This is a genomic window from Brachybacterium sp. UMB0905 (genome assembly GCF_002871795.1).
Classification (GTDB): domain Bacteria; phylum Actinomycetota; class Actinomycetes; order Actinomycetales; family Dermabacteraceae; genus Brachybacterium.
On record NZ_PNHL01000008.1, the window covers coordinates 87159 to 105075 of the forward strand.

The 17917-nt window shown below is 69.6% G+C and carries 18 protein-coding genes and 2 pseudogenes; 8 read left to right on the top strand and 12 right to left on the bottom strand.

What is annotated here, in order from left to right; translation table 11 throughout:
* Positions 1-1806, top strand: a complete 1806-nt coding sequence (locus tag CJ197_RS09390) for a metallophosphoesterase (RefSeq protein WP_102236489.1) — start codon at positions 1-3, stop codon at positions 1804-1806.
* Between the two features lie 43 nt (positions 1807-1849).
* Complete coding sequence (locus CJ197_RS09395) at positions 1850-3688, top strand: DEAD/DEAH box helicase (protein WP_102236490.1); 1839 nt, start codon at positions 1850-1852, stop codon at positions 3686-3688.
* Between the two features lie 18 nt (positions 3689-3706).
* Here CJ197_RS09395 and CJ197_RS09400 read toward each other — a convergent pair whose 3' ends face one another.
* Positions 3707-4591 carry a PHP domain-containing protein gene (locus tag CJ197_RS09400; RefSeq protein WP_102236491.1) on the bottom strand — a complete coding sequence of 295 codons (885 nt, stop codon included), beginning with the start codon at positions 4589-4591 and terminating at the stop codon, positions 3707-3709.
* A gap of 61 nt (positions 4592-4652) precedes the next feature.
* On the opposite strand from CJ197_RS09400, the gene CJ197_RS09405 reads away from it, so the two are divergent.
* From CJ197_RS09405 to CJ197_RS09420, 4 genes are all read left to right on the top strand, one after another.
* Entirely contained in the window at positions 4653-6188 is a 1536-nt protein-coding gene (locus tag CJ197_RS09405) for an aminopeptidase P family protein (protein WP_102236570.1), read from the top strand.
* The gene (locus tag CJ197_RS09410; RefSeq protein ID WP_102236571.1) at positions 6185-7504 is read left to right on the top strand and encodes a magnesium transporter MgtE N-terminal domain-containing protein; all 1320 of its coding nucleotides are present in this window, start codon (positions 6185-6187) and stop codon (positions 7502-7504) included. Before CJ197_RS09405 ends, CJ197_RS09410 begins: the two co-directional genes overlap by 4 nt.
* A gap of 3 nt (positions 7505-7507) precedes the next feature.
* Positions 7508-8248: a DUF1003 domain-containing protein gene (locus tag CJ197_RS09415; protein ID WP_102236492.1), complete on the top strand. Its 741-nt coding sequence runs from the start codon at positions 7508-7510 to the stop codon at positions 8246-8248.
* 170 nt (positions 8249-8418) lie between these two features.
* Positions 8419-9522 (top strand): P-loop NTPase, encoded by a 1104-nt coding sequence (locus CJ197_RS09420; protein WP_199173905.1) that lies wholly within the window; start codon positions 8419-8421, stop codon positions 9520-9522.
* A gap of 64 nt (positions 9523-9586) precedes the next feature.
* On the opposite strand, the gene tatB is transcribed toward CJ197_RS09420, so the two are convergent.
* Entirely contained in the window at positions 9587-10015 is a 429-nt protein-coding gene (gene tatB, locus CJ197_RS09425) for a Sec-independent protein translocase protein TatB (RefSeq protein ID WP_102236494.1), read from the bottom strand.
* Between the two features lie 145 nt (positions 10016-10160).
* Between tatB and CJ197_RS09430 the strand changes: the two genes are divergently transcribed.
* Positions 10161-10820 carry an O-methyltransferase gene (locus CJ197_RS09430; protein ID WP_102236495.1) on the top strand — a complete coding sequence of 220 codons (660 nt, stop codon included), beginning with the start codon at positions 10161-10163 and terminating at the stop codon, positions 10818-10820.
* Between the two features lie 350 nt (positions 10821-11170).
* Here CJ197_RS09430 and CJ197_RS09435 read toward each other — a convergent pair whose 3' ends face one another.
* From CJ197_RS09435 to CJ197_RS09445, 4 genes and pseudogenes are all read right to left on the bottom strand, one after another.
* Positions 11171-11338 carry a DUF3117 domain-containing protein gene (locus CJ197_RS09435; RefSeq protein WP_010551467.1) on the bottom strand — a complete coding sequence of 56 codons (168 nt, stop codon included), beginning with the start codon at positions 11336-11338 and terminating at the stop codon, positions 11171-11173.
* Positions 11339-11422: 84 nt separating this feature from the next.
* Positions 11423-11581, bottom strand: a complete 159-nt coding sequence (locus tag CJ197_RS15365; RefSeq protein WP_199173903.1) for a hypothetical protein — start codon at positions 11579-11581, stop codon at positions 11423-11425.
* Positions 11578-12357: a TIGR00730 family Rossman fold protein gene (locus CJ197_RS09440; RefSeq protein WP_102236496.1), complete on the bottom strand. Its 780-nt coding sequence runs from the start codon at positions 12355-12357 to the stop codon at positions 11578-11580. Before CJ197_RS09440 ends, CJ197_RS15365 begins: the two co-directional genes overlap by 4 nt.
* 107 nt (positions 12358-12464) lie before the next feature.
* Positions 12465-12638, bottom strand: a pseudogene (locus tag CJ197_RS09445) (IS110 family transposase); the annotation flags it as partial.
* A gap of 63 nt (positions 12639-12701) precedes the next feature.
* Here CJ197_RS09445 and CJ197_RS15565 point away from each other — a divergent pair.
* Entirely contained in the window at positions 12702-13160 is a 459-nt protein-coding gene (locus CJ197_RS15565) for a C40 family peptidase (protein ID WP_102236497.1), read from the top strand.
* A 53-nt stretch (positions 13161-13213) separates the two neighbouring features.
* Here the strand turns inward: CJ197_RS15565 and CJ197_RS09455 are convergent, their stop codons facing one another.
* The 6 genes and pseudogenes from CJ197_RS09455 to CJ197_RS09480 all read right to left on the bottom strand — a co-directional run bounded on the left by CJ197_RS09455 (position 13214) and on the right by CJ197_RS09480 (position 17883).
* Entirely contained in the window at positions 13214-13573 is a 360-nt protein-coding gene (locus tag CJ197_RS09455) for a hypothetical protein (RefSeq protein WP_102236498.1), read from the bottom strand.
* A gap of 2 nt (positions 13574-13575) precedes the next feature.
* Positions 13576-14676, bottom strand: coding sequence for a hypothetical protein (locus CJ197_RS09460; RefSeq protein WP_146007745.1), 1101 nt, complete (start codon positions 14674-14676; stop codon positions 13576-13578).
* A gap of 181 nt (positions 14677-14857) precedes the next feature.
* Positions 14858-15274, bottom strand: coding sequence for a hypothetical protein (locus tag CJ197_RS09465; protein WP_102236500.1), 417 nt, complete (start codon positions 15272-15274; stop codon positions 14858-14860).
* A 48-nt stretch (positions 15275-15322) separates the two neighbouring features.
* Positions 15323-16345, bottom strand: a complete 1023-nt coding sequence (locus tag CJ197_RS09470; protein ID WP_102236501.1) for a siderophore-interacting protein — start codon at positions 16343-16345, stop codon at positions 15323-15325.
* Entirely contained in the window at positions 16342-16608 is a 267-nt protein-coding gene (locus CJ197_RS09475) for an ABC transporter ATP-binding protein (protein WP_102236502.1), read from the bottom strand. The genes CJ197_RS09470 and CJ197_RS09475 overlap by 4 nt, the downstream gene beginning before the upstream one ends.
* Positions 16609-16631: 23 nt before the next feature.
* Positions 16632-17883: pseudogene (locus tag CJ197_RS09480) on the bottom strand (IS110 family transposase).
* Positions 17884-17917: the final 34 nt, after the last annotated feature.

Sequence of the window (17917 nt, forward strand, 5' to 3'; positions counted from 1 at the left end):
ATGACCGTGCCGGAGGAGGAAGCGGCGAACACCCCGGGTCCCCCGTCCACAACACCGGACGGCTCGGCGCCCGCCCAGCAGTCCGCGCCCGCCCAGGAGCCGTCTTCCCCGCGGCGGGGACGGCGTGCTCTCAGCGTCCTGACCACGGTCCTGGTCGGGGTGCTCGGGGCGATGGTGGGCCTGCTGCTGGTGCCCTCGACGCCCGTGGACGTCGGGCCGCTGCACGCGACCGTGCATCTGCGGCCCTCCCTCGACTCCGCCACGGTCCTCCTGCTGCCTCCCGTGGGCGAGGTGGCCTTCGACTCCCACACCGCACCGGTGCGCATCGAGGCGACGGTGCAGAGCGTCGACATCGAGAAGGCGCAGGACCTGTTCACCTCGATGGAAGGACTGCGGGAGCTGCAGCGCACCGCCCCGGAGGCGATCACCGCAGCGGCCGCACAGAACGCGGTGCTGAACGCCCTGTTCGCCGCGGCCGGGGCAGGTCTGGCGGTGGGCCTGACGTTCCGGCGGGTACGACGGGCGCTGATCGCCGCCGGCTCCACTGTCGCGGTGGTCGGGGTGTCCGTCGGCGCGACGGCCGTGACCTTCTCTCCGCACTCCCTCGCGCAGCCGCGCTTTGAGGGGCTGCTCTCCCAGGCCGCGTATATCGCGGACCTGGGGCAGGGCAAGGCGATCGACTACCAGAACTACCGCGACACCCTCGCGGAGTTCGTCGGACAGGTCTCGGCGCTGTACATCGCCGCGGACTCCCTGCCGGCGGGGCTGGATCGCGAGAACGTGATCACCGTGTTGCATGTCTCGGACATCCACGACAATCCGCAGGCCTACGACGTCATCGACCAGCTCAACGGCCAGTTCGACATCGACCTGGTGATCGACACCGGGGACATCGTCTCCTGGGGCACGCCGCTCGAGAACGAGCTGCTGCACCGCATCGGCTCACTGGATGTGCCGTACGTGTACATCAGCGGCAACCATGACGGGCAGGCTGCGGCGGAGGTCATCGAGTCCCAGCCCAACGCGACAGTGCTGGACAACGAGATCGAAGAGGTCGCGGGGCTGACGATCGCCGGGATCGGCGACCCCCGTTTTGCGGCCGATGACGACTCCGATGCGGGCGGCTGGCGCGAGGGCGATCAGGCGGTCATCGCGAGCGTGTTCCAGCTGGGCGAGACCATTGAGGCCTATAACGCCGAGAACCCCGATAATCCCGTGGACATCGCGCTGATCCACGACCCGACGAAGCCGGAGGGCATGCTGGGGCGGGTCCCGCTGGTGCTGTCCGGGCATATGCACACCTCCTCCGTGGAGCGGGACCGTGAGGGCTCGGGCACCGAGTGGATGACCGTCGGATCCACCGGTGGGGCGCTCGCCTCCGGGGGTGTGCAGCCGGTGCTGCGCGGCGAGGATCCGCTGGACCTCACGGCCCGGATGCTCTACTTCGATGCCGAGACCAAGCGGCTTGTGGCCTATGACGACATCGTCATGGGGGGCCTGGGCCTGGTGTCGGTGTCGATCCAGCGCGCGCAGGAGAGCCGCGAGGAGCTGGAGCTGACGATCCCTGAGGGCGCCGAGACCCCGGAGGGCACGATCCCGCCGGAGCAGGAGGTCGAGCCCGGCGAGGGCCTGCCCGATGAGGATCGCGTGACGCCGACCGACCCGATCAGCCCGCTGCCGAGCGACGGCGGCGGCGCCGAGAGCCGGGATCCGCAGGACGCCACCGATGGGCAGGGCGGCGCCGATGGCCAGGACGGCGCCGACGCGCAGGGCGGCGGGGAGGACGCCGAGCAGCCCGCGGGGTGACCCGTGTCGCCTCCGGGCGGAAGGGGTGGGGCCGGGCTATACGATGGCCGGGACCATTCGAGACCCAGAGAGATCCACGGTGACACAGATCAATCCCCGCACCGACGAGGCCGTGTCGGCCTCCTCCGCCGTCGAGCCCAGCTCCGGCGCCCCCGCTCCCCAGCCCCAGCAGACCTTCGCGGACTTCGATGTCCGCTCCGACATCGTCGAGGCGCTCGCCGAGCAGGGCATCGTCCACCCCTTTCCGATCCAGTCGCTGACCCTGCCGGTCGCGCTGAAGGGCCGCGACATCATCGGCCAGGCGAAGACCGGCACCGGCAAGACGCTGGGCTTCGGCATCCCGCTGCTGCAGAACACCGTCGCACCGGGCGAGCCGAACCCACAGGGCCGCACGATCGATAAGCCCCAGGCCCTCGTGGTGCTGCCCACGCGCGAACTCGCCGTGCAGGTGGCGCAGGATCTGCAGGCCGCCTCCGCCAAGCGCACCGTGCGCGTGCTGACCGTCTACGGCGGGCGCGCCTATGAACCGCAGATCGAGGCTCTGGCCAAGGGCATCGATGTCGTGGTGGGCACGCCGGGCCGTCTCATCGACCTGATGCGCCAGAAGCACCTGGACCTCTCACAGGTCTCCACCGTGGTGCTCGACGAGGCCGATGAGATGCTGGACCTGGGCTTCCTCGAGGACATCGAGAAGCTCATGCAGGCGGTGCCGACGAATCGGCAGACGATGCTGTTCTCCGCCACCATGCCGGGGCCGATCATGGCGCTGGCGCGGCGATTCATGCTGCAGCCCACGCATATCCGCGCCCACGACCCCTCGGACACCGCCCGCACCAAGGCGGACATCAAGCAGGTGGTCTACCGCGCTCATCAGCTCGACAAGATCGAGGTGATGGCGCGGGTGCTGCAGGCGCGCGGCCGCGGGCTGACCATCGTCTTCATGCGCACCAAGCGCCAGGCGGACCGCGTGGCCGGTGACCTGGCCGATCGCGGCTTCGCCGCCGCGCCTCTGCACGGTGACCTGGGCCAGGGGGCGCGTGAGCAGGCGCTGCGCGCCTTCCGCAACGGCAAGATCGACGTGCTGGTGGCGACCGATGTGGCCGCGCGCGGCATCGACGTCGAGGACGTCACCCACGTGGTGAACTGGAACTGCCCGGACGATGACAAGACGTACCTGCACCGCACGGGCCGCACCGGGCGCGCGGGCAAGAAGGGCACCGCGATCACGTTCGTGGACTGGGAGGACCTGGCGCGCTGGGCGCTGATCGCCCGCCAGCTGGGGCTGGAGTCCACCGAAGCGGTCGAGACGTACTCGACGTCCGAGCATCTGTTCACGGACCTGGACATCCCCACCGAGGCCAAGGGCACCCTGCCCAAAGATCAGCGCACCCGCGCCGGTCTGGACGCGGAGGAGATCGAGGACCTGGGCGGCCCGGACTCCCGTCGGCGCGAGCAGCGCGGCGGTCGGGAGGGCGGTCGCGGAGGCCGGGGCGGTCGGGGTGGCGGCCGCGGTGGTCGCTCCGGTGGCCGTGGCGGTCGTGGCGGCGCGCAGGGTGAGGGCGAGGATTCCGGTGAGGGCCGCTCTGAGCGGCCGCGCCGCAAGCGGTCCCGCTCGCGCACCCGCCGCGTGAACGGCGAGGTCGTGAGCCGGGAGCGCACCGGCGGTGAGGACGGCTCGAAGGGCGGCGCCGAGAGCGGTGGCTCGTCCGGCGGCGAGCGCTCCGGCGCGCAGCAGGGCTCCGGCTCGGGCGAGCGCTCCGGCGAGGGGCGTCCCCGTCGGCGCCGTTCCCGCGGCGGTCGCGGCCGCGGCCGACGCGGCGGCAACCAGGGCGACCAGCAGCAGGGCGGCAGCAGCGCAGACGGCGGGGCCCCCGAGGCCTGAGCTCGTCAGCGCCCTGCGTCAGGGGCGGATCAGCCTCGTGCCGCTCGTCCCGCGCGCCTCGATCTGCTCGAGCACCTGCGGCGCGGTGAGGTTCTCCCCCAGCTCATTGGGCTTGCCGGCCCCGTGGTGGTCGCTGCCGCCGGTGATCAGCAGGTCGTGACGGCGGGCGAACTCACTCAGGCGCTCACGCTCATCGGACCCGTGCTCACGGTGGTGCACCTCCACCCCATCGAGCCCGGCTGCCACCATCGCCTCGAGCAGCTCGAGCGGCAGCGCATCCCCGCGGGTCACCGAGCCGGGGTGGGCTGCGATCGAGACGCCTCCGGCCTCACGGATGAGCTCGATCACCCGCACCGGATCAGGCGCGTAGTACGGCACGTAGTAGGGGCCGCGCGGGGAGAGGATCTGCGCGAAGGCCTCGGAGCGGTCCGTCACCACACCCTGGGCCACGAGCGCATCGGCGATATGGGGGCGCCCGATGACGGTCGAGTCGTCGGCCACCTGGGAGGTGACATCATCCCAGCGCAGCGGATGATCCGCGCCGATGCGGTCCACCATGGCGCGAGCCCGCTCATCACGGGAGGCGCGGGCCCGGGCCATCTCCACGGCGAGCCCCGTGTCCGCTGCAGGATCCGGCAGCAGGGCGAGGATGTGCACGCTGCGCCCGTCATACTCGGCGGAGACCTCGATGCCCGGCACCACCGCGACGCCGCTCGCGGCGACCGCCTCCGGCAGCTCCTCCCAGCCCGCTACCGTGTCGTGATCGGTCAGCGCCAGCACGTCCAAGCCCGCTGCGGCGGCATCGGCGAACAGCTCCCGCACCGACGTGGTGCCGTCGGACCACGAGGAGTGGGAGTGCAGATCGATCCGCGGGCGGGGCCCGACGTCCGGCTCATCACTCATACCTCCAGCCTAGACCGGGGCGTGAGACCATCGGGGGGTGAGCACCGAGAAGCAGAACAGCATGACCACCACCGACGCGACCGCGGAGAAGACCACCGACGAGCTCGCGAAGGACCTCTCCTCCCGCGGCGACACCCGCTCCCAGCGCCCCAACAGCGAGGCGTTCCGCGAGTTCATCGCCTCCGGCTGGGATGAGACCGTCCCCGACGCCGACCGTCTGGAGGCCGCGGACTTCACGCCCGCCCGTCGTGACGCCCTGGTGCGCCGGATTCCCGCCACCCGCATGGTGCTGCCCGCCGGCGTGCTGAAGGTCCGTTCGAACGACACCGATTACCCCTTCCGCCCGGACACCGCCTTCGCGTACTACGCGGGGCTGGGGACCGATGAGGAGCCCGACAGCGTCCTGGTCGTCGAACCCTCCGTGGAGGATCCGGCGCGCGCGCAGGCCACGTACTTCTTCCGCCCCCGCGCCGGTTTCGACACCTCCGAGTTCTACGCCGATTCCCGCTACGGCGAAATGTGGGTGGGCCGCCGCCCCACCCTCACCGAGGCCGAACAGCGCCTGGGCATCGAGGTGCGGCACATCGATCAGCTGCGCGACCACCTGGCCAAGGACGTCGGCGCCCAGCTGTCCCTCGCCGTGATGCCGAGCGTGGATGCCGGCGTGGAGGAGATGGTTACCCAGATCCGCGAGCAGAACGGCCTGCCCACCGGCGATGAGGCCGCCGCGGAGAACGCCGCGCTGAAGGAGGCCGCAAGCGAGGCGCGCCTGGTCAAGGATGAGTACGAGGTCCGCCAGATGCGCCGCGCCGTGGACGCCACCATCGCGGGCTTCGAGGACGTCATCCGACACCTGGACCGCGCCGTCGGCCATGAGCGCGGTGAGCGCGTCATCGAGGGGGTGTTCGCCGCGAACGCCCGCGCCGAGGGCAACGGCGTCGGCTACGACACGATCGCCGCGGCCGGTGACCATGCCTGCACCCTGCACTGGATCCGCAACAACGGCGCCGTGCGCGCCGATGAGCTCGTGCTCATCGACGCGGGTGTCGAGGTGGACTCGCTGTACACCGCGGATGTGACCCGCACCCTGCCGGTCTCGGGCACCTTCTCCCCCACGCAGCGGAAGGTCTACGAGGCGGTGCTGAAGGCTGCGGATGCCTCCTTCGCGGTCGCGAAGCCGGGCGTGAAGTTCCGTGACTTGCACGCCGCGGCCATGGACGTGCTCGCCCCGATCCTCGAGGAGTGGGGCCTGCTGCCCGGCACCGCGGCGGAGTCCCTCGCCCCGGAGGGGCAATGGCATCGGCGCTGGATGCCGCATGGCACAAGTCATCACCTGGGTATGGATGTGCATGACTGCGCGCAGGCTCGCCGCGAGATGTACCTGGATGCCGAGCTGGTCCCCGGCATGATCTTCACGATCGAGCCTGGCCTGTACTTCAAGGAGAACGACCTGCTGGTGCCCGAGGAGCTGCGCGGCATCGGCGTGCGGATCGAGGATGACGTGCTGGTGACCGAGGACGGCGTGGAGAACCTCTCCGCCGCTGCGCCCCGCACCGCCGATGACGTGGAGGCGTGGATGGCCTCACTGCGCCGATGAGCACCTCCGCGCAGCAGCGCTTCTACGCCGCGCGCCTGGCCGGCACCACGGTCTTCGACCCCATCGGTGACGTGGTTGCCACGGTGCGGGACGTCGTCGTGGTGCCCGCGAGCCGCACGAGCGCGCGCGCTGTCGGTTTCGTGGTGGAAGTGGCGGGCAAGCGCCGTGTGTTCCTGCCCATCACGCGCGTGACCTCCATCTCCCCGGGCCAGGTGATCTCCACCGGGGTGCTGAATGTGCGGCGCTTCGAGAAGCGCACGGGCGAGCTGCTGGTGATCGGGGATCTGCTGGACCGCCGGGTGACCCTCGGGGACGGCTCCGGGGAGGCGACCGTGCTGGACATCGCCCTGGACCAGAACCGGCATCGAGACTGGGAGGTCTCGCGGCTGTACCTGCGCCGCCGACCCAAGGGCGGTTCGCTGACCCGCCTGGTCTCCCGCGGCGAGACGCTCACCGCCTCCCTCGAGGAGGTCTCCGGACTGTACGGCTCACAGGCTGAGCAGTCCGCGCACCTGCTGGCCGCCTCCTATCAGGACCTGAACCCGGCCGATCTCGCGGAGATCATCCAGGAGCTGGAGCCCAAGCGACGCATCGAGCTGGCAGGCGAGCTGGCTGATGAACGCCTGGCGGACATCCTCGAGGAGCTGCCGGAGGACATCCGCGTGGAGGTCGTGACGGGGCTGGAGGCCTCCCGCGCGGCCGACGTGCTGGATGAGATGGATCCCGATGACGCGGCGGACCTCGTGCAGGAGCTGCCCGAGCCGGTGGCCGCCCAGCTGCTGAACCTCATGGAGCCGGAGGAGGCGGAGGATGTGCGCCGCCTGCTGGCCTATGACGAGTACACCGCCGGCGGCATGATGACCACCGAACCGCTGATCGTGGCACCGGAGACTCCGGTGGCGCACTGCCTGGCGATGATCAGCCGGGAGGCGGTGCATGCGGCCCTGGCCTCCACGGTGCATGTGTGCCGCTCCCCCTTGGAGACGCCGACGGGGAAGCTGCTGGGCATCGTCCACTTCCAGCAGCTGCTGCGGGAGCGCCCGGACCGGGCCGTCGGCGAGATCCTGGATGCCGACAAGGTGGTGCTTGAGCCCACCGCGCCGCTGTCCACGGTGACCCGTGAGATGGCGACCTACAACCTGGTGTCCCTGCCGGTGGTGGATGAGGACGGTCGGCTGCTGGGTGCCGTCACGGTCGATGACGTGCTGGATCACGTGCTGCCGGAGGACTGGCGCGAGCAGGATGAGCCGCAGCCGACGACCGGGCAGATCGACCTGTCGGAGATCGCGCGCGCCACGTCGCGAGAGGAGGACTGATTGATGGCCGAGCACAACCCCGCACCGCTGGATGATCCGGCGCCGCGCAGCGGTGGCCGTCTGCGGATCCCCTTCTCCGGCGATGCTTTCGGTCGCGGCGCGGAGGCTTTCGCCCGCATGATGGGTACGCCCGCCTTCTTGGTGGGCATGACGATCTTCTGTGCCGTGTGGCTGGGCTGGAACTCGCTGATGCCGGAGTCCGCGCAGTTCGATCCGCGGGCGCTGAACTTCACGCTGCTGACGCTGATCCTCTCGCTGCAGGCCTCCTACGCGGCGCCGCTGCTGCTGCTGGCGCAGAACCGGCAGGATGACCGCGACCGCGTGCAGGCTGAGCAGGATCGCCAGTCCAATGAGCGCAACCACGCCACCACCGACTACATCACCCGGGAGATCGCCTCGCTGCGCCTGGCGCTGAACGACGTGGCCACCCGCGACTTCGTGCGCGGCGAGCTGCGGGACCTGCTCGAGGAGATCGAGGAGGACAAGCAGACCGCGGACGCATCGGCCCCTGCTACGGCCCTGGATGCTGAGCAGCTGCGGGCCGTGCTGCGCGAAGAGGTCGAGGCGGCCCTCACCGCCCGCTCGAGCGCTGCGCCGACTGCCCCGTCGGCCCCTCATGCATCCTCCGCGACCACCGCCCCGTCGGCCCCTGCGCCGCCCGATCAGGTGCAGCGCGATCAGGCCCCGAGCTCTGACACAGACCCCACCGCTCCCATCGACCCGAAGGAGACCGACCCCCGGTGACCCCCGCCGAGACCCCGGAGACCCCCGACACCCCTGGCACCGGGCAGCACCCCGATGCCCCGACGGCCCCCGCGGCGGCCGATGCCAGCACTCCCCACACGACTGGGACGAGCGGTACGACCAGTACGCCCGGCACGTCCAGCCCGGCGCAGGATGACCGCGTCACGCGGATCCGCGCTGCCCTGGACGGGGTGATGGACCCCGAGATCCACCGCCCGATCACGGAGCTCGGCATGGTGGATGCGGTCGAGGTGGACGCCGACGGGATCGCGCGCGTGCACGTGCTCGTCACGATCGAGGGCTGTCCGATGCGCGATCGGATCGAGCGGGAGACCGCGGAAGCCGCCGCAACCGTGCCGGGTCTTTCGCGCGTGGAGGTCACCAGCTCCGCGATGAGCGAGCAGCAGCGTCAGGAGCTCACCACGCGGCTGCGGCAGGGGCGTCGGCAGATCCCCTTCAACCAGCCCGGCTCGCTGACCCGCATCTTCGCAGTCTCCTCCGGGAAGGGCGGGGTGGGCAAGTCCACGGTGACGGCGAATCTCGCCGCCGCGATGGCGGCCGACGGGCTGCGGGTGGGCGTGATCGACGCGGATATCCACGGGTTTTCGATGCCCGGGATGTTCGGCATCACCGAGCAGCCCACCAAGGTGGGTGACCTGCTGATGCCGCCCACCGCCCACGGCGTGGCGGTGATGAGCATCGGCATGTTCGTGCCCGAGGCGCAGGCGGTGGTGTGGCGCGGCCCCAAGATGCACCGGGCCATCGAACAGTTCGCCTCCGATGTGTTCTGGGGCGATCTGGATGTGCTGCTGCTGGACCTGCCACCTGGCACCGGGGATGTGGCGATCTCGGTGGCGCAGCTGCTGCCGCAGGCCCAGATGGTGGTGGTGACCACCCCGCAGGTCTCCGCCGCGGCCGTCGCCGAACGGGTGGGCTCCCTCGCCTCCTCGACGAAGCAGCAGATCGCCGGGGTGGTGGAGAACATGGCGGGCCTGACCCTGCCCGATGGCACGGTGATGGACGTGTTCGGCACCGGCGGTGGGGACCGGGTGGCGCAGACCCTCGGCAAGGCCGTGGGGGCCGACGTTCCCGTCCTGGGGCGCGTGGGCCTGGATCCGGCGCTGCGCGAGGGCGCCGACGGAGGTGTACCGCTCGTGGTCTCCGCCCCGGGCTCCCCCACTGCGCAGGCGCTGCGGCAGGTGGCTCGCGCGCTGACTCGAGCGCCGCGGGGCCTGGCCGGAAAGAAGCTGCCGCTGAGCGTCAGCAGTCGCTGAGGGGTCGCCGATACAGGGGGCCTGGTCGGCTCAGGTGGCGTCGGCGGCTCGTGACCTGGTCGGCTCAGGTGGCCTCGTCGTCGAAGGGGGCGCGCTGCGGGCCGGAGTCCTTCCGGGAGTTCTTCCGCCCGGAGCTGCTGGATGACCCGGCAGTTTTCTTGGTACTGCCGGCCGCGGCCCCGCCGGTGGCGATGCCCATCGCCTCCTTGTCCGGCAGCAGCTCCTCGAGGTCGGTGTCCCCCCAGGCCTCGCGGATGATGCGGCGGGGATCATACTGCCGCGGGTCGTATTTCTTGAGGTCCTCGATGGCGATGCCCATCTCGTCCTCGACGGTGTGGCGTGAGTCGTCCACCCAGCGCCGGACCTGGCGCACCCACTGCACGACCTGGCGGGTCACCTCGGGGAGCCGCTGCGGGCCCACGATCACGAGGAACACGATGAGCACAACGACGATCTCCCAGCCGCCCAGGCCGAAGAATCCGGTGCCGCCCATTGTCCACCTGTACGTCTCGAGGTCACGTGATCAGGTGACATTATTGCATCGAGCAGCAGGGCACGCGGGATCCGGTCCGCGGCGTGCGCTACTGCCGTAGGATCGGCCGGATCCCTGCAGGCGCAGGGGCAGGAGAGGAGAGCGCATGACCCCCGGGAAGGTGGCCGGCTGGGCCCATGGCGAGGAGTTCGTCGAGGAAGCCGGTCTGTTCTCCGATGACCAGGTGCTCGCGCGCGCCCGTGAACGCGGCAGCGAGCTGGGTGCCACTCCGGTCCTGCCCGGGGCGGGGGCGCTGCTGCGCGTGCTGGCCGCGGCGGTGAATGCACGGGCCGCGGTGGAGATCGGCACCGGTTCCGGGGTGGGGTCGCTGTACCTGCTCTCGGGGATGCATCCCGACGGCGTGCTCACCACGATCGATCCCGAGGTGGAGAACCAGCGGGCGGCCCGCGAGGCCTTCGTCGAGGCGAAGATCCGCTCCCCGCGGGTGCGGACCATCGCCGGGCAGCCGCGCGACGTCATCGGTCGCCTCACCGATCACGCCTACGACCTCGTCTCCTTCCCCGCGCATGCGCCGCACGCCCTCGAGCTGCTCGAGCATGCTCGGCGTCTGCTGCGCCCAGGCGGGGTGCTGGTGATCCCGCATGCGCTGTACCACGACCGGGTCGCGGATCCGGCCGCGCGCGATGCCACCACCCAGGCGGTGCGGGCGCTGCTGCGCGCCGTCTCCGAGAGCGAGGACCTGATCAGCGTCCTGACCGGCAGCGGAGACGGCGTCCTCGCCGCGGTGCTGCGCCCGATGGCCTGAGGAGCGGGGCGCAGCACCTCCTGACGCGCCCCTCCTCCTCCTGACGTGCCCCTCCCGGCACGCCACCCAGCACCGCGACACGCCGCTCCGTTCCGCCGAGTGCAGCGATACGTGCCGAAACGGGCACAGATCGGTGCACTCGACGTTGCTCATCGGCCCGGCGACGGTGTCGACGTGACGGCGGTGTCGGCGTGGCGGCGGTAGCGGCGCGGGCCCGACGTCGACACGGCGGCCGCGGCCTCCGCCCGGCAACGCGGCTCCGGCGCCCCTCGGCGCGGCTCCCCCGCAGACAGCGACGGCCCTGCCCCAGGTGTTCCTGGTGCAGGGCCGTCGTGGCGTGCTGGGGCCGCTTACTTGATGACGCCCTCGAGAGCGTCCCGGAGCTCGACCGCTTCCGATGCGGCGATCTCGACGACCAGTCGGCCGCCCCCCTCGAGTGGCACCCGCATGATGATGCTGCGCCCCTCCTCCACGACCTCGAGCGGACCGTCCCCGGTGCGCGGCTTCATAGCAGCCATGGCGTGCCTCCCTTGATGGTGTCGCTGCCCCTGCTGAACTCCCCCGGACGGGGCTGTGGACAGCGCTCGTGCCCGCCCATTATCTCAGGTTCGCGGAGTGCGCGGTGACCGTCGGGCGCGTCGGGGCCGTGCAGGCAGGTCCAGACCCCTCCCTCGGCGTCCGGTGGAGACCACGATCATGAGTGCAGCGACCACGAGCGCTACCAGGAGCAGCAGCAGGACGATCGGGCTGGTGGCGGTCACGCGACGCCGTTCTGTCCCGGCAGCTGGATGGGTGAGTCCTCGCGCTCGACGAATTCGTGCAGCACGGAGATGGCCTCCTCGGCACTGTCCACCACACGCAGCAGATCCATGTCCTCGGGGTTGATCATTCCGCCGTCCACGACCGCGGTGCGCAGCCACTCCACCAGGCCTGACCAGTAGTCCCGGCCCACCAGGACCACGGGGAACAGATCGATCTTGTGGGTCTGCATAAGGCACAGCGCCTCGAACAGCTCATCGAGGGTGCCCATGCCGCCGGGCATGATGATGAAGCCGCTGGAGTACTTGACGAACATGGTCTTGCGGGCGAAGAAGTAGCGAAAGTCCACGCCGAGGTCCACGTACTGGTTCAGGCCCTGCTCATGCGGCAGTTCGATACCCAGACCCACGCTGGTGCCCCCGGCCTCCTGGGCGCCGCGGTTGCCGGCCTCCATAATGCCGGGGCCGCCGCCGGTGATGACGGCGTAGCCCATGTCGGAGATGCCGCGGGCGATCTCGACAGCGAGCTCGTACGTGGGATCGCCCTCGCGCAAGCGCGCGGAGCCGAAGATCGAGATCGCGGGCCCGAGCTCGGCGAGCGCACCGAAGCCTTCGACGAACTCGGCCTGAATGCGCAGCACCCGCCAAGGATCGGAGTGGACCCAGGCGCCGGAGCTCTGCTCCTCGAGCAGACGCTGGTCGGTGGTGCTGGTGGGCCGCTGCTTGCCGCGCAGCGTGACAGGGCCCTTGCGATGGTGATCTCGGTTCTGCGACGTCATGGACGAAAGCGTAGACGGCGCCATACGCATACGGGGCCGATGACGCATACGGGGCACATGATGCATGTGGGGCCGATGTTCCCGGGGGGGTGTCCCTATGTTCCGAGTCAAGCCGCGAGCGGGGCCGGCTCGGGGGTAGGGACGGTGGTCGGTGGCTGGTAGTAGGTGCCGTCGCGGAGCATCGCGAAGATGACGTTGCAGCGGCGGCGTGCCAGGCAGATCACGGCGGCGTTGTGGCGCTTCCCCTCGGCGCATTTGCGATCGTAGTAGGCCCTTGGAGGTCTGGTCGCAGCGGGTGAGGGTCTGCTCGATCTCCTCGCGCGATCTCGCAGCGCTGACCTGCGTTGACGAGGCGTACTTCCCGCGCATTCGAGGCTCCTCTCTCGGCTGCTGCGATCCGTGCTTCGCCTCGAGCACGCCGCCCGGCAGAACCCGGCCCCGGCTACCGAGGCCAGGACGCCGGAGAGATCGGCTACGCCTTCTCCGGCGTCACCCAGCGCGCCTACTCGGTGGGCGCTGGCGTGGAGCTGCCTCGCACGGCCCGAGCCCAGTGGGCGGCCTACAAGGGGAACCGCGTCGACCCGGCCGACATCCAGCCCGGTGATCTGATCTTCTGGGCTTACGGCCGCCTCGGCAGCACCGTCTCCCACGTCGCGATCTACGTGGGCGACGGGATGATGGTCGAGGCGTCCATCAGTCGCAACCGGGTCGTGCTGACCCCGGCCCGGCTGAGCGACCGAGGCTTCGTCGGCGTCGCCCGAGTCGTCGACGGCGCGGCGACACCCGCAGCCCCCACGGCTTGACGTCCTCCTCGTCCTTCAGGGCGGGGAGGACGTCAACCATCCAGTTCCCAAGGTCAGCTGAACCAGTTCCGAACTCCGGCAGGCACTCTGTGCCGAGAGACGAGGAAGAACCCCAGGATCTCGCCATCGCTCCCGCTTTCACGTCCATCGAGCACGCGCTGGTCCCGGATCGCCCAGGAGATTCCGACCACAACGCCGGCAATCGCAGGGATGACGCCCCACGACCCCAGCATGTCCCAGAGGTGGATGAGTCCAGCCGCGAGGAATAGGCCGAACACGATGTACCCGAGCCAGTCGGTCACTCGCACTCGCCTCACTGCCCACAGGATGAATCCGCGTACCGACAGGATCAGGAGCGCGATCGGGTAGAGAGTTTTGATGACCACCCAGACAGATTGAGGAAGCTCGTCCATGGCTAGACCTCTCTGCCCTTGACCAGGGCAATGCAGTCTTTGACGCCCAGCACGTCGGCCACGACTCCGGCCGCCCCGAAGAGCACAATCATGCCGTACTTGTACTTCGACCCCTTCTGTTCGACCTTGTGGCGGGCCTTGGCGAACCCGACGTTCTTGACCTCCTTGGCGAACTCCTTGAGCGTCGACCAAAGCGCCTTCGCCCGATCAGCGTTCGATCCACCCATCTTCTTCCACGCCTGATACGCCTCGTACAGCTTCGTGCCCGACTTCGCGGCCTTGAGCCGCTTGGCGATCTTGGTGCCGACGCTCGCCGCCTTCGCCGCAATGGACCCGAACGCCGCAATGTTCGCCAGGCACAACGTGGCCTTCTTGGCGTACCACCATGCCGACGGGTCCGCCACGATCGGGAACGCCGCCCCTTCGGTGTCGACGACCTGTTTGAAGTACCCGTCGCCCGTTTCGAAATGAGTGGCGATCTGCTGCCCGTTCGCGTCGATGGCCCAGGGCTTGTTGATCGTGACGAGAGGATTCCCGAGTGCGTCGATGAGCTTGAGCCCGCCGTCGGACTGCTTCTCCCACCTGGTGTCCGACGAGGTGGACACGGCGAAGGTCGCTTCCGGCGCGGACCGTTCGCCCTCGATCAAGAACGCTATCTGCCCGCCGCCCGAGGTAGTGTGCGCCATCGCTTTGAGACCAGAACCGTCCGCCGAGTCTGAGACAGCGACGCCGTCGGTGACGGATGTCGTGCTGGATCCCACTGCTGTGATCACGACGTCGCTCGAACCCTCAAGGGAGCCGCCGCTGAGGCTGATTTCGTCCCCCAACTCCGGCAGAACTGTCGCGTATCCGCTCGGCGCATCCACACCTACCGGTAGGTCGACAGTCGGTGCGATGAGCTGATCGAGCGTCTCGGAGTCGAAGTCATCAGGAAGCTCAGCTCTCAGAGCCTCGAAACCCTCGTCTGTCGGCGTTTCCGGCTGGAACAGCTCAGCGAGCTGCTCTCCACCCTGCCCACCTGCGCCGTTACCCTCCGCTACCGCTGTAGGTGCGTAGCTCGCTGTCAGAGCCACAGCCAGCACCGATGCAACCGCTAGCTTCACCGAGCCCCCTATGCCCGGCCACTGTCTTACTCCCCGCTTCATTCCGCTTCCTTTCTGAGCGTCTGGACAGCCCCTCAGGGAATCCTGAGAGACGTCTGCAGAATACGGCGCAAGTTCGAATCGCTGTGGCGGAATGCGGCAGCTCGACCTACCGGCGGCACCGTGGCTGCTGCAAGGTGTGTCACCAGACTGCGACGGATCCGTCGGTGCGGACCGTCGCGTTCGCGGGGACCTGAGCACCGTGCGGCACGATCGCGTGCTCGGAGACGAACGCATCAGTACCGATCGACGACTTGCCTCGGACGTGCTCCCGCTTACCGACATGGGCGCTGGCACAGACAACGGCCCGAGCACCGACCTCCGCTCCCTCCTTCAGCAGGGGGCCGTCGCCGACCTCGGCGTCCCTCCCGACATGTGCGCCGCGTTGCACCCGAGCATCGGCACCGATCCGCGCACCGGCTGAGACGCCGGCACGTGCACCGGTCGACGCCCCCGCACTGATGCGGGCACCGGCCTGAACCATCGCTCCCTCCCCGATCACCGCCCCGTCCCCGACCTCGACACCTTCACCGATGGACACGCTCGGATGAGCGCTCACCGCCGCACCCCCCGGACTTGCGGTATGCGGCCGGCCTGGGCGGGGGTGTCAGCTCTCGGGGCGTCCCTCACGCCAGTACCCCATGAAGGAGACACGGCTGCGATCGATGCCAGCATCCCCGACGACCAGCCGACGCAGGGAACGGACCATGGCCGATTCCCCGGCGATGAACACATAGGGGACGTCCTGGCCGCCGACGGTCTGAGCTTCTTCCGCGAGCGACCATTCGCGGAACGGCCCGCAGGCCACCGGTGCGGGACGGGAGAGGACCTCCCCCGCGGCGACGTTCAGGCGCAACAGGTCGATGGTGGTGCGCATCGCCCAGTCACCGGCGCGCTCGCCCGCGCTGCGGTTGCCCACCCGCAGTCGCACACGACCCTCATCGGCGCACAGCGCGGCATCCACCGTGTCGGCGAGGCCGATGCCGGCAGGCAGCTCGATGAGCACATCGGCCGGTGGGGCGGTCGGATCATCTGCGAGCTCGAGAGCGATGGAGACGAGCGCCGGGGCCGCGGTCTCGTCACCGATGGCCAGGATGCCGCTGGCACCCTGCGGCGCCCAGGCCGACCACGCCGGGACGTCCGGGCCGGGCAGCAGCATGCTGAGCCGGTCACCAGGTCGAGCGGCCCGCGCCCAGCGCAGTCCGGGGCCCTGGTGAGGGTCCTCGGCATCCTCGGGGTCACCGTGCAGCGCGACATCGACCAGCATCGCGGGAACAGCCCCCTGCTTGGTGCGAACCCGGGCGACGGCGCGTGCAGTGTAGGTGCGCATCCACCCGGCTCCTTCGACCTCGAGGCGGTGGAGCTGCTCACGCAGCGGACTGTCGACGTCGACCTCGATCACCTCGCGTCCGGGGGCGGGCACGAGGAGTTTCACGAACGCGTCAGCGACGGGCCACACACCGGTCCCGGTCCCGTCGACTGCTTGCTGGATGCCGACGATGTCGGGGCCGGGACGCAGGAGCGGGCAGGCCTCATCGATCGCGGCTCCTGCCAGGAGCAGACGGCGGAATCCGGGGTCGGGGTCGGCGACGGCGAGGACCTCGATAGGAGCGCAGGTCATGTCGGTCATGGCTGGGCCTCCTTTTCGCTGCGCGGCAGCACGACGGGGTGCCCGAGCAGCGGATCGGTGATGACGTCGGCGTGCAGCCCGAAGACTTCACGCAGGACGTCCGGGGTGATGACGTCGGCGGGATCGCCCTGGGCTGCGATCTGGCCGTTGTGGACGGCGACGATGTGGTCAGCACAGCGGGCGGCGAGACTGAGCTCGTGCAGGACGGCGACCACGGTGGCGCGTCGCGGCTGCGACGCCGCATCGGCGGGTCTGCTCAGCACGGGAGGTGTCCCTATGTTTCGAGTCAAGCCGCGAGGGCAGCCGGCTCGGGGGTAGGGACGGGTTCTGGGGCCTGGTAGTAGGTGCCGTCGCGGAGCATCGCGAAGATGACGTTGCAGCGGCGGCGGGCCAGGCAGATCACAGCGGCGTTGTGGCGCTTGCCTTCGGCGCGTTTGCGATCGTAGTAGGCCTTGGAGATCGGGTCGTGGTTCGAGGCGACCCAGGCCGAGTAGAACAGTGCGTTCTTCAGGCGCTTGTTGCCGGATCTGGCGGGGAACTCTCCGCGGATCGAGATGCCGGATCTTCGTGTGACCGGCGCGATTCCGGCATAGGCCGCGAGGTGGCCTGGGGTCTCGAACGCGGAACCATCGCCGATGGCCAGGAGGATCTGGGCGGTGGTCTGGGGGCACCTCCCGCGCGGAGCGTGGGGGAATGCCGATCCCCGGCATGCTCATCAAGACCGAGGCGAGAGGGAAGTCCTCCAGCATGGCCTCGACCTCCCGCGCCACCGTCGCCCTCTGCTCCTTGAGTTCCTTCACTTGACCAGCGACTCGGGGAATCACGAGCTCAACTGCAGAGGTTGCTGGGACGATGACAGTCTGCTCGCCCAGCGCCTTGAAGATCTGGTCGATCAGCGCTTCGGGATCGCGGCGCGAATGGGATCGGGCAAACCGGAGAACCTTGGCCCGGCCTGCAGTCTTAAACCCGGTCGGGCCGCCGAACTTCTCCAGCAGGTCCAGCACGAGCCCGGTCGAGAGGGTCCCGCCGGCGAAGACTCGCTCGAGCGCAGGATGAATCTGCGTCAGCAGCGACCGTATCCGGTTCAGCGCCCGGGTGGTCTCGTGGGCGAGGTCCTCGTCGAACCCGGCGAGGACCTTGAGCGCCGAGAGAACCTCGTTGTCGCGGTCGACCTGGCGAAGCGTGTGGGGCATGGTGCGGGCCGTGTCAGCAATGATGAACGCATCCCGCGCATCGGTCTTCGACCTGCCCGGATAGAGGTCCGCAGCCTTCCGCATCGCCAGCCCAGGGAGGTAGGCGACGGAACAGCCGGAATCTCTGGCGACCGCGATCGGTAATGCTCCGATCGTGTTGGGCTGATCGACCACCATCAGAACTTCGCCGTGGTTCTGCAGCTGGGTAAACAGCTCGCGGAGCTTGGTCTCGTCCTGCGGGAGCGGCTTGTCGAACAGCTTGTTCCCCTCCGGGTCCAGTGCGCAGGCGTGATGGGCGGTCTTTCCGACGTCCAGGCCGATGACGACCGCGAATCGTGTGTTCATGATGCTGTCCTTCCCTGGAGCATCATCGCTGGTC

Coding starts and splice junctions, on each gene's coding strand:
- CJ197_RS09390 (WP_102236489.1), top strand. CDS start 1: ATGACCGTGCCGGAGGAGGAAGCGGCGAACACCCCGGGTCCCCCGTCC.
- CJ197_RS09470 (WP_102236501.1), bottom strand. CDS start 16,345: ATGACCGACATGACCTGCGCTCCTATCGAGGTCCTCGCCGTCGCCGAC.
- CJ197_RS09415 (WP_102236492.1), top strand. CDS start 7,508: ATGGCCGAGCACAACCCCGCACCGCTGGATGATCCGGCGCCGCGCAGC.
- CJ197_RS09405 (WP_102236570.1), top strand. CDS start 4,653: ATGACCACCACCGACGCGACCGCGGAGAAGACCACCGACGAGCTCGCG.
- CJ197_RS09400 (WP_102236491.1), bottom strand. CDS start 4,591: ATGAGTGATGAGCCGGACGTCGGGCCCCGCCCGCGGATCGATCTGCAC.
- CJ197_RS09395 (WP_102236490.1), top strand. CDS start 1,850: ATGGCCGGGACCATTCGAGACCCAGAGAGATCCACGGTGACACAGATC.
- CJ197_RS09440 (WP_102236496.1), bottom strand. CDS start 12,357: ATGACGTCGCAGAACCGAGATCACCATCGCAAGGGCCCTGTCACGCTG.
- CJ197_RS09435 (WP_010551467.1), bottom strand. CDS start 11,338: ATGGCTGCTATGAAGCCGCGCACCGGGGACGGTCCGCTCGAGGTCGTG.
- CJ197_RS09455 (WP_102236498.1), bottom strand. CDS start 13,573: ATGGACGAGCTTCCTCAATCTGTCTGGGTGGTCATCAAAACTCTCTAC.
- tatB (WP_102236494.1), bottom strand. CDS start 10,015: ATGGGCGGCACCGGATTCTTCGGCCTGGGCGGCTGGGAGATCGTCGTT.
- CJ197_RS09430 (WP_102236495.1), top strand. CDS start 10,161: ATGACCCCCGGGAAGGTGGCCGGCTGGGCCCATGGCGAGGAGTTCGTC.
- CJ197_RS09410 (WP_102236571.1), top strand. CDS start 6,185: ATGAGCACCTCCGCGCAGCAGCGCTTCTACGCCGCGCGCCTGGCCGGC.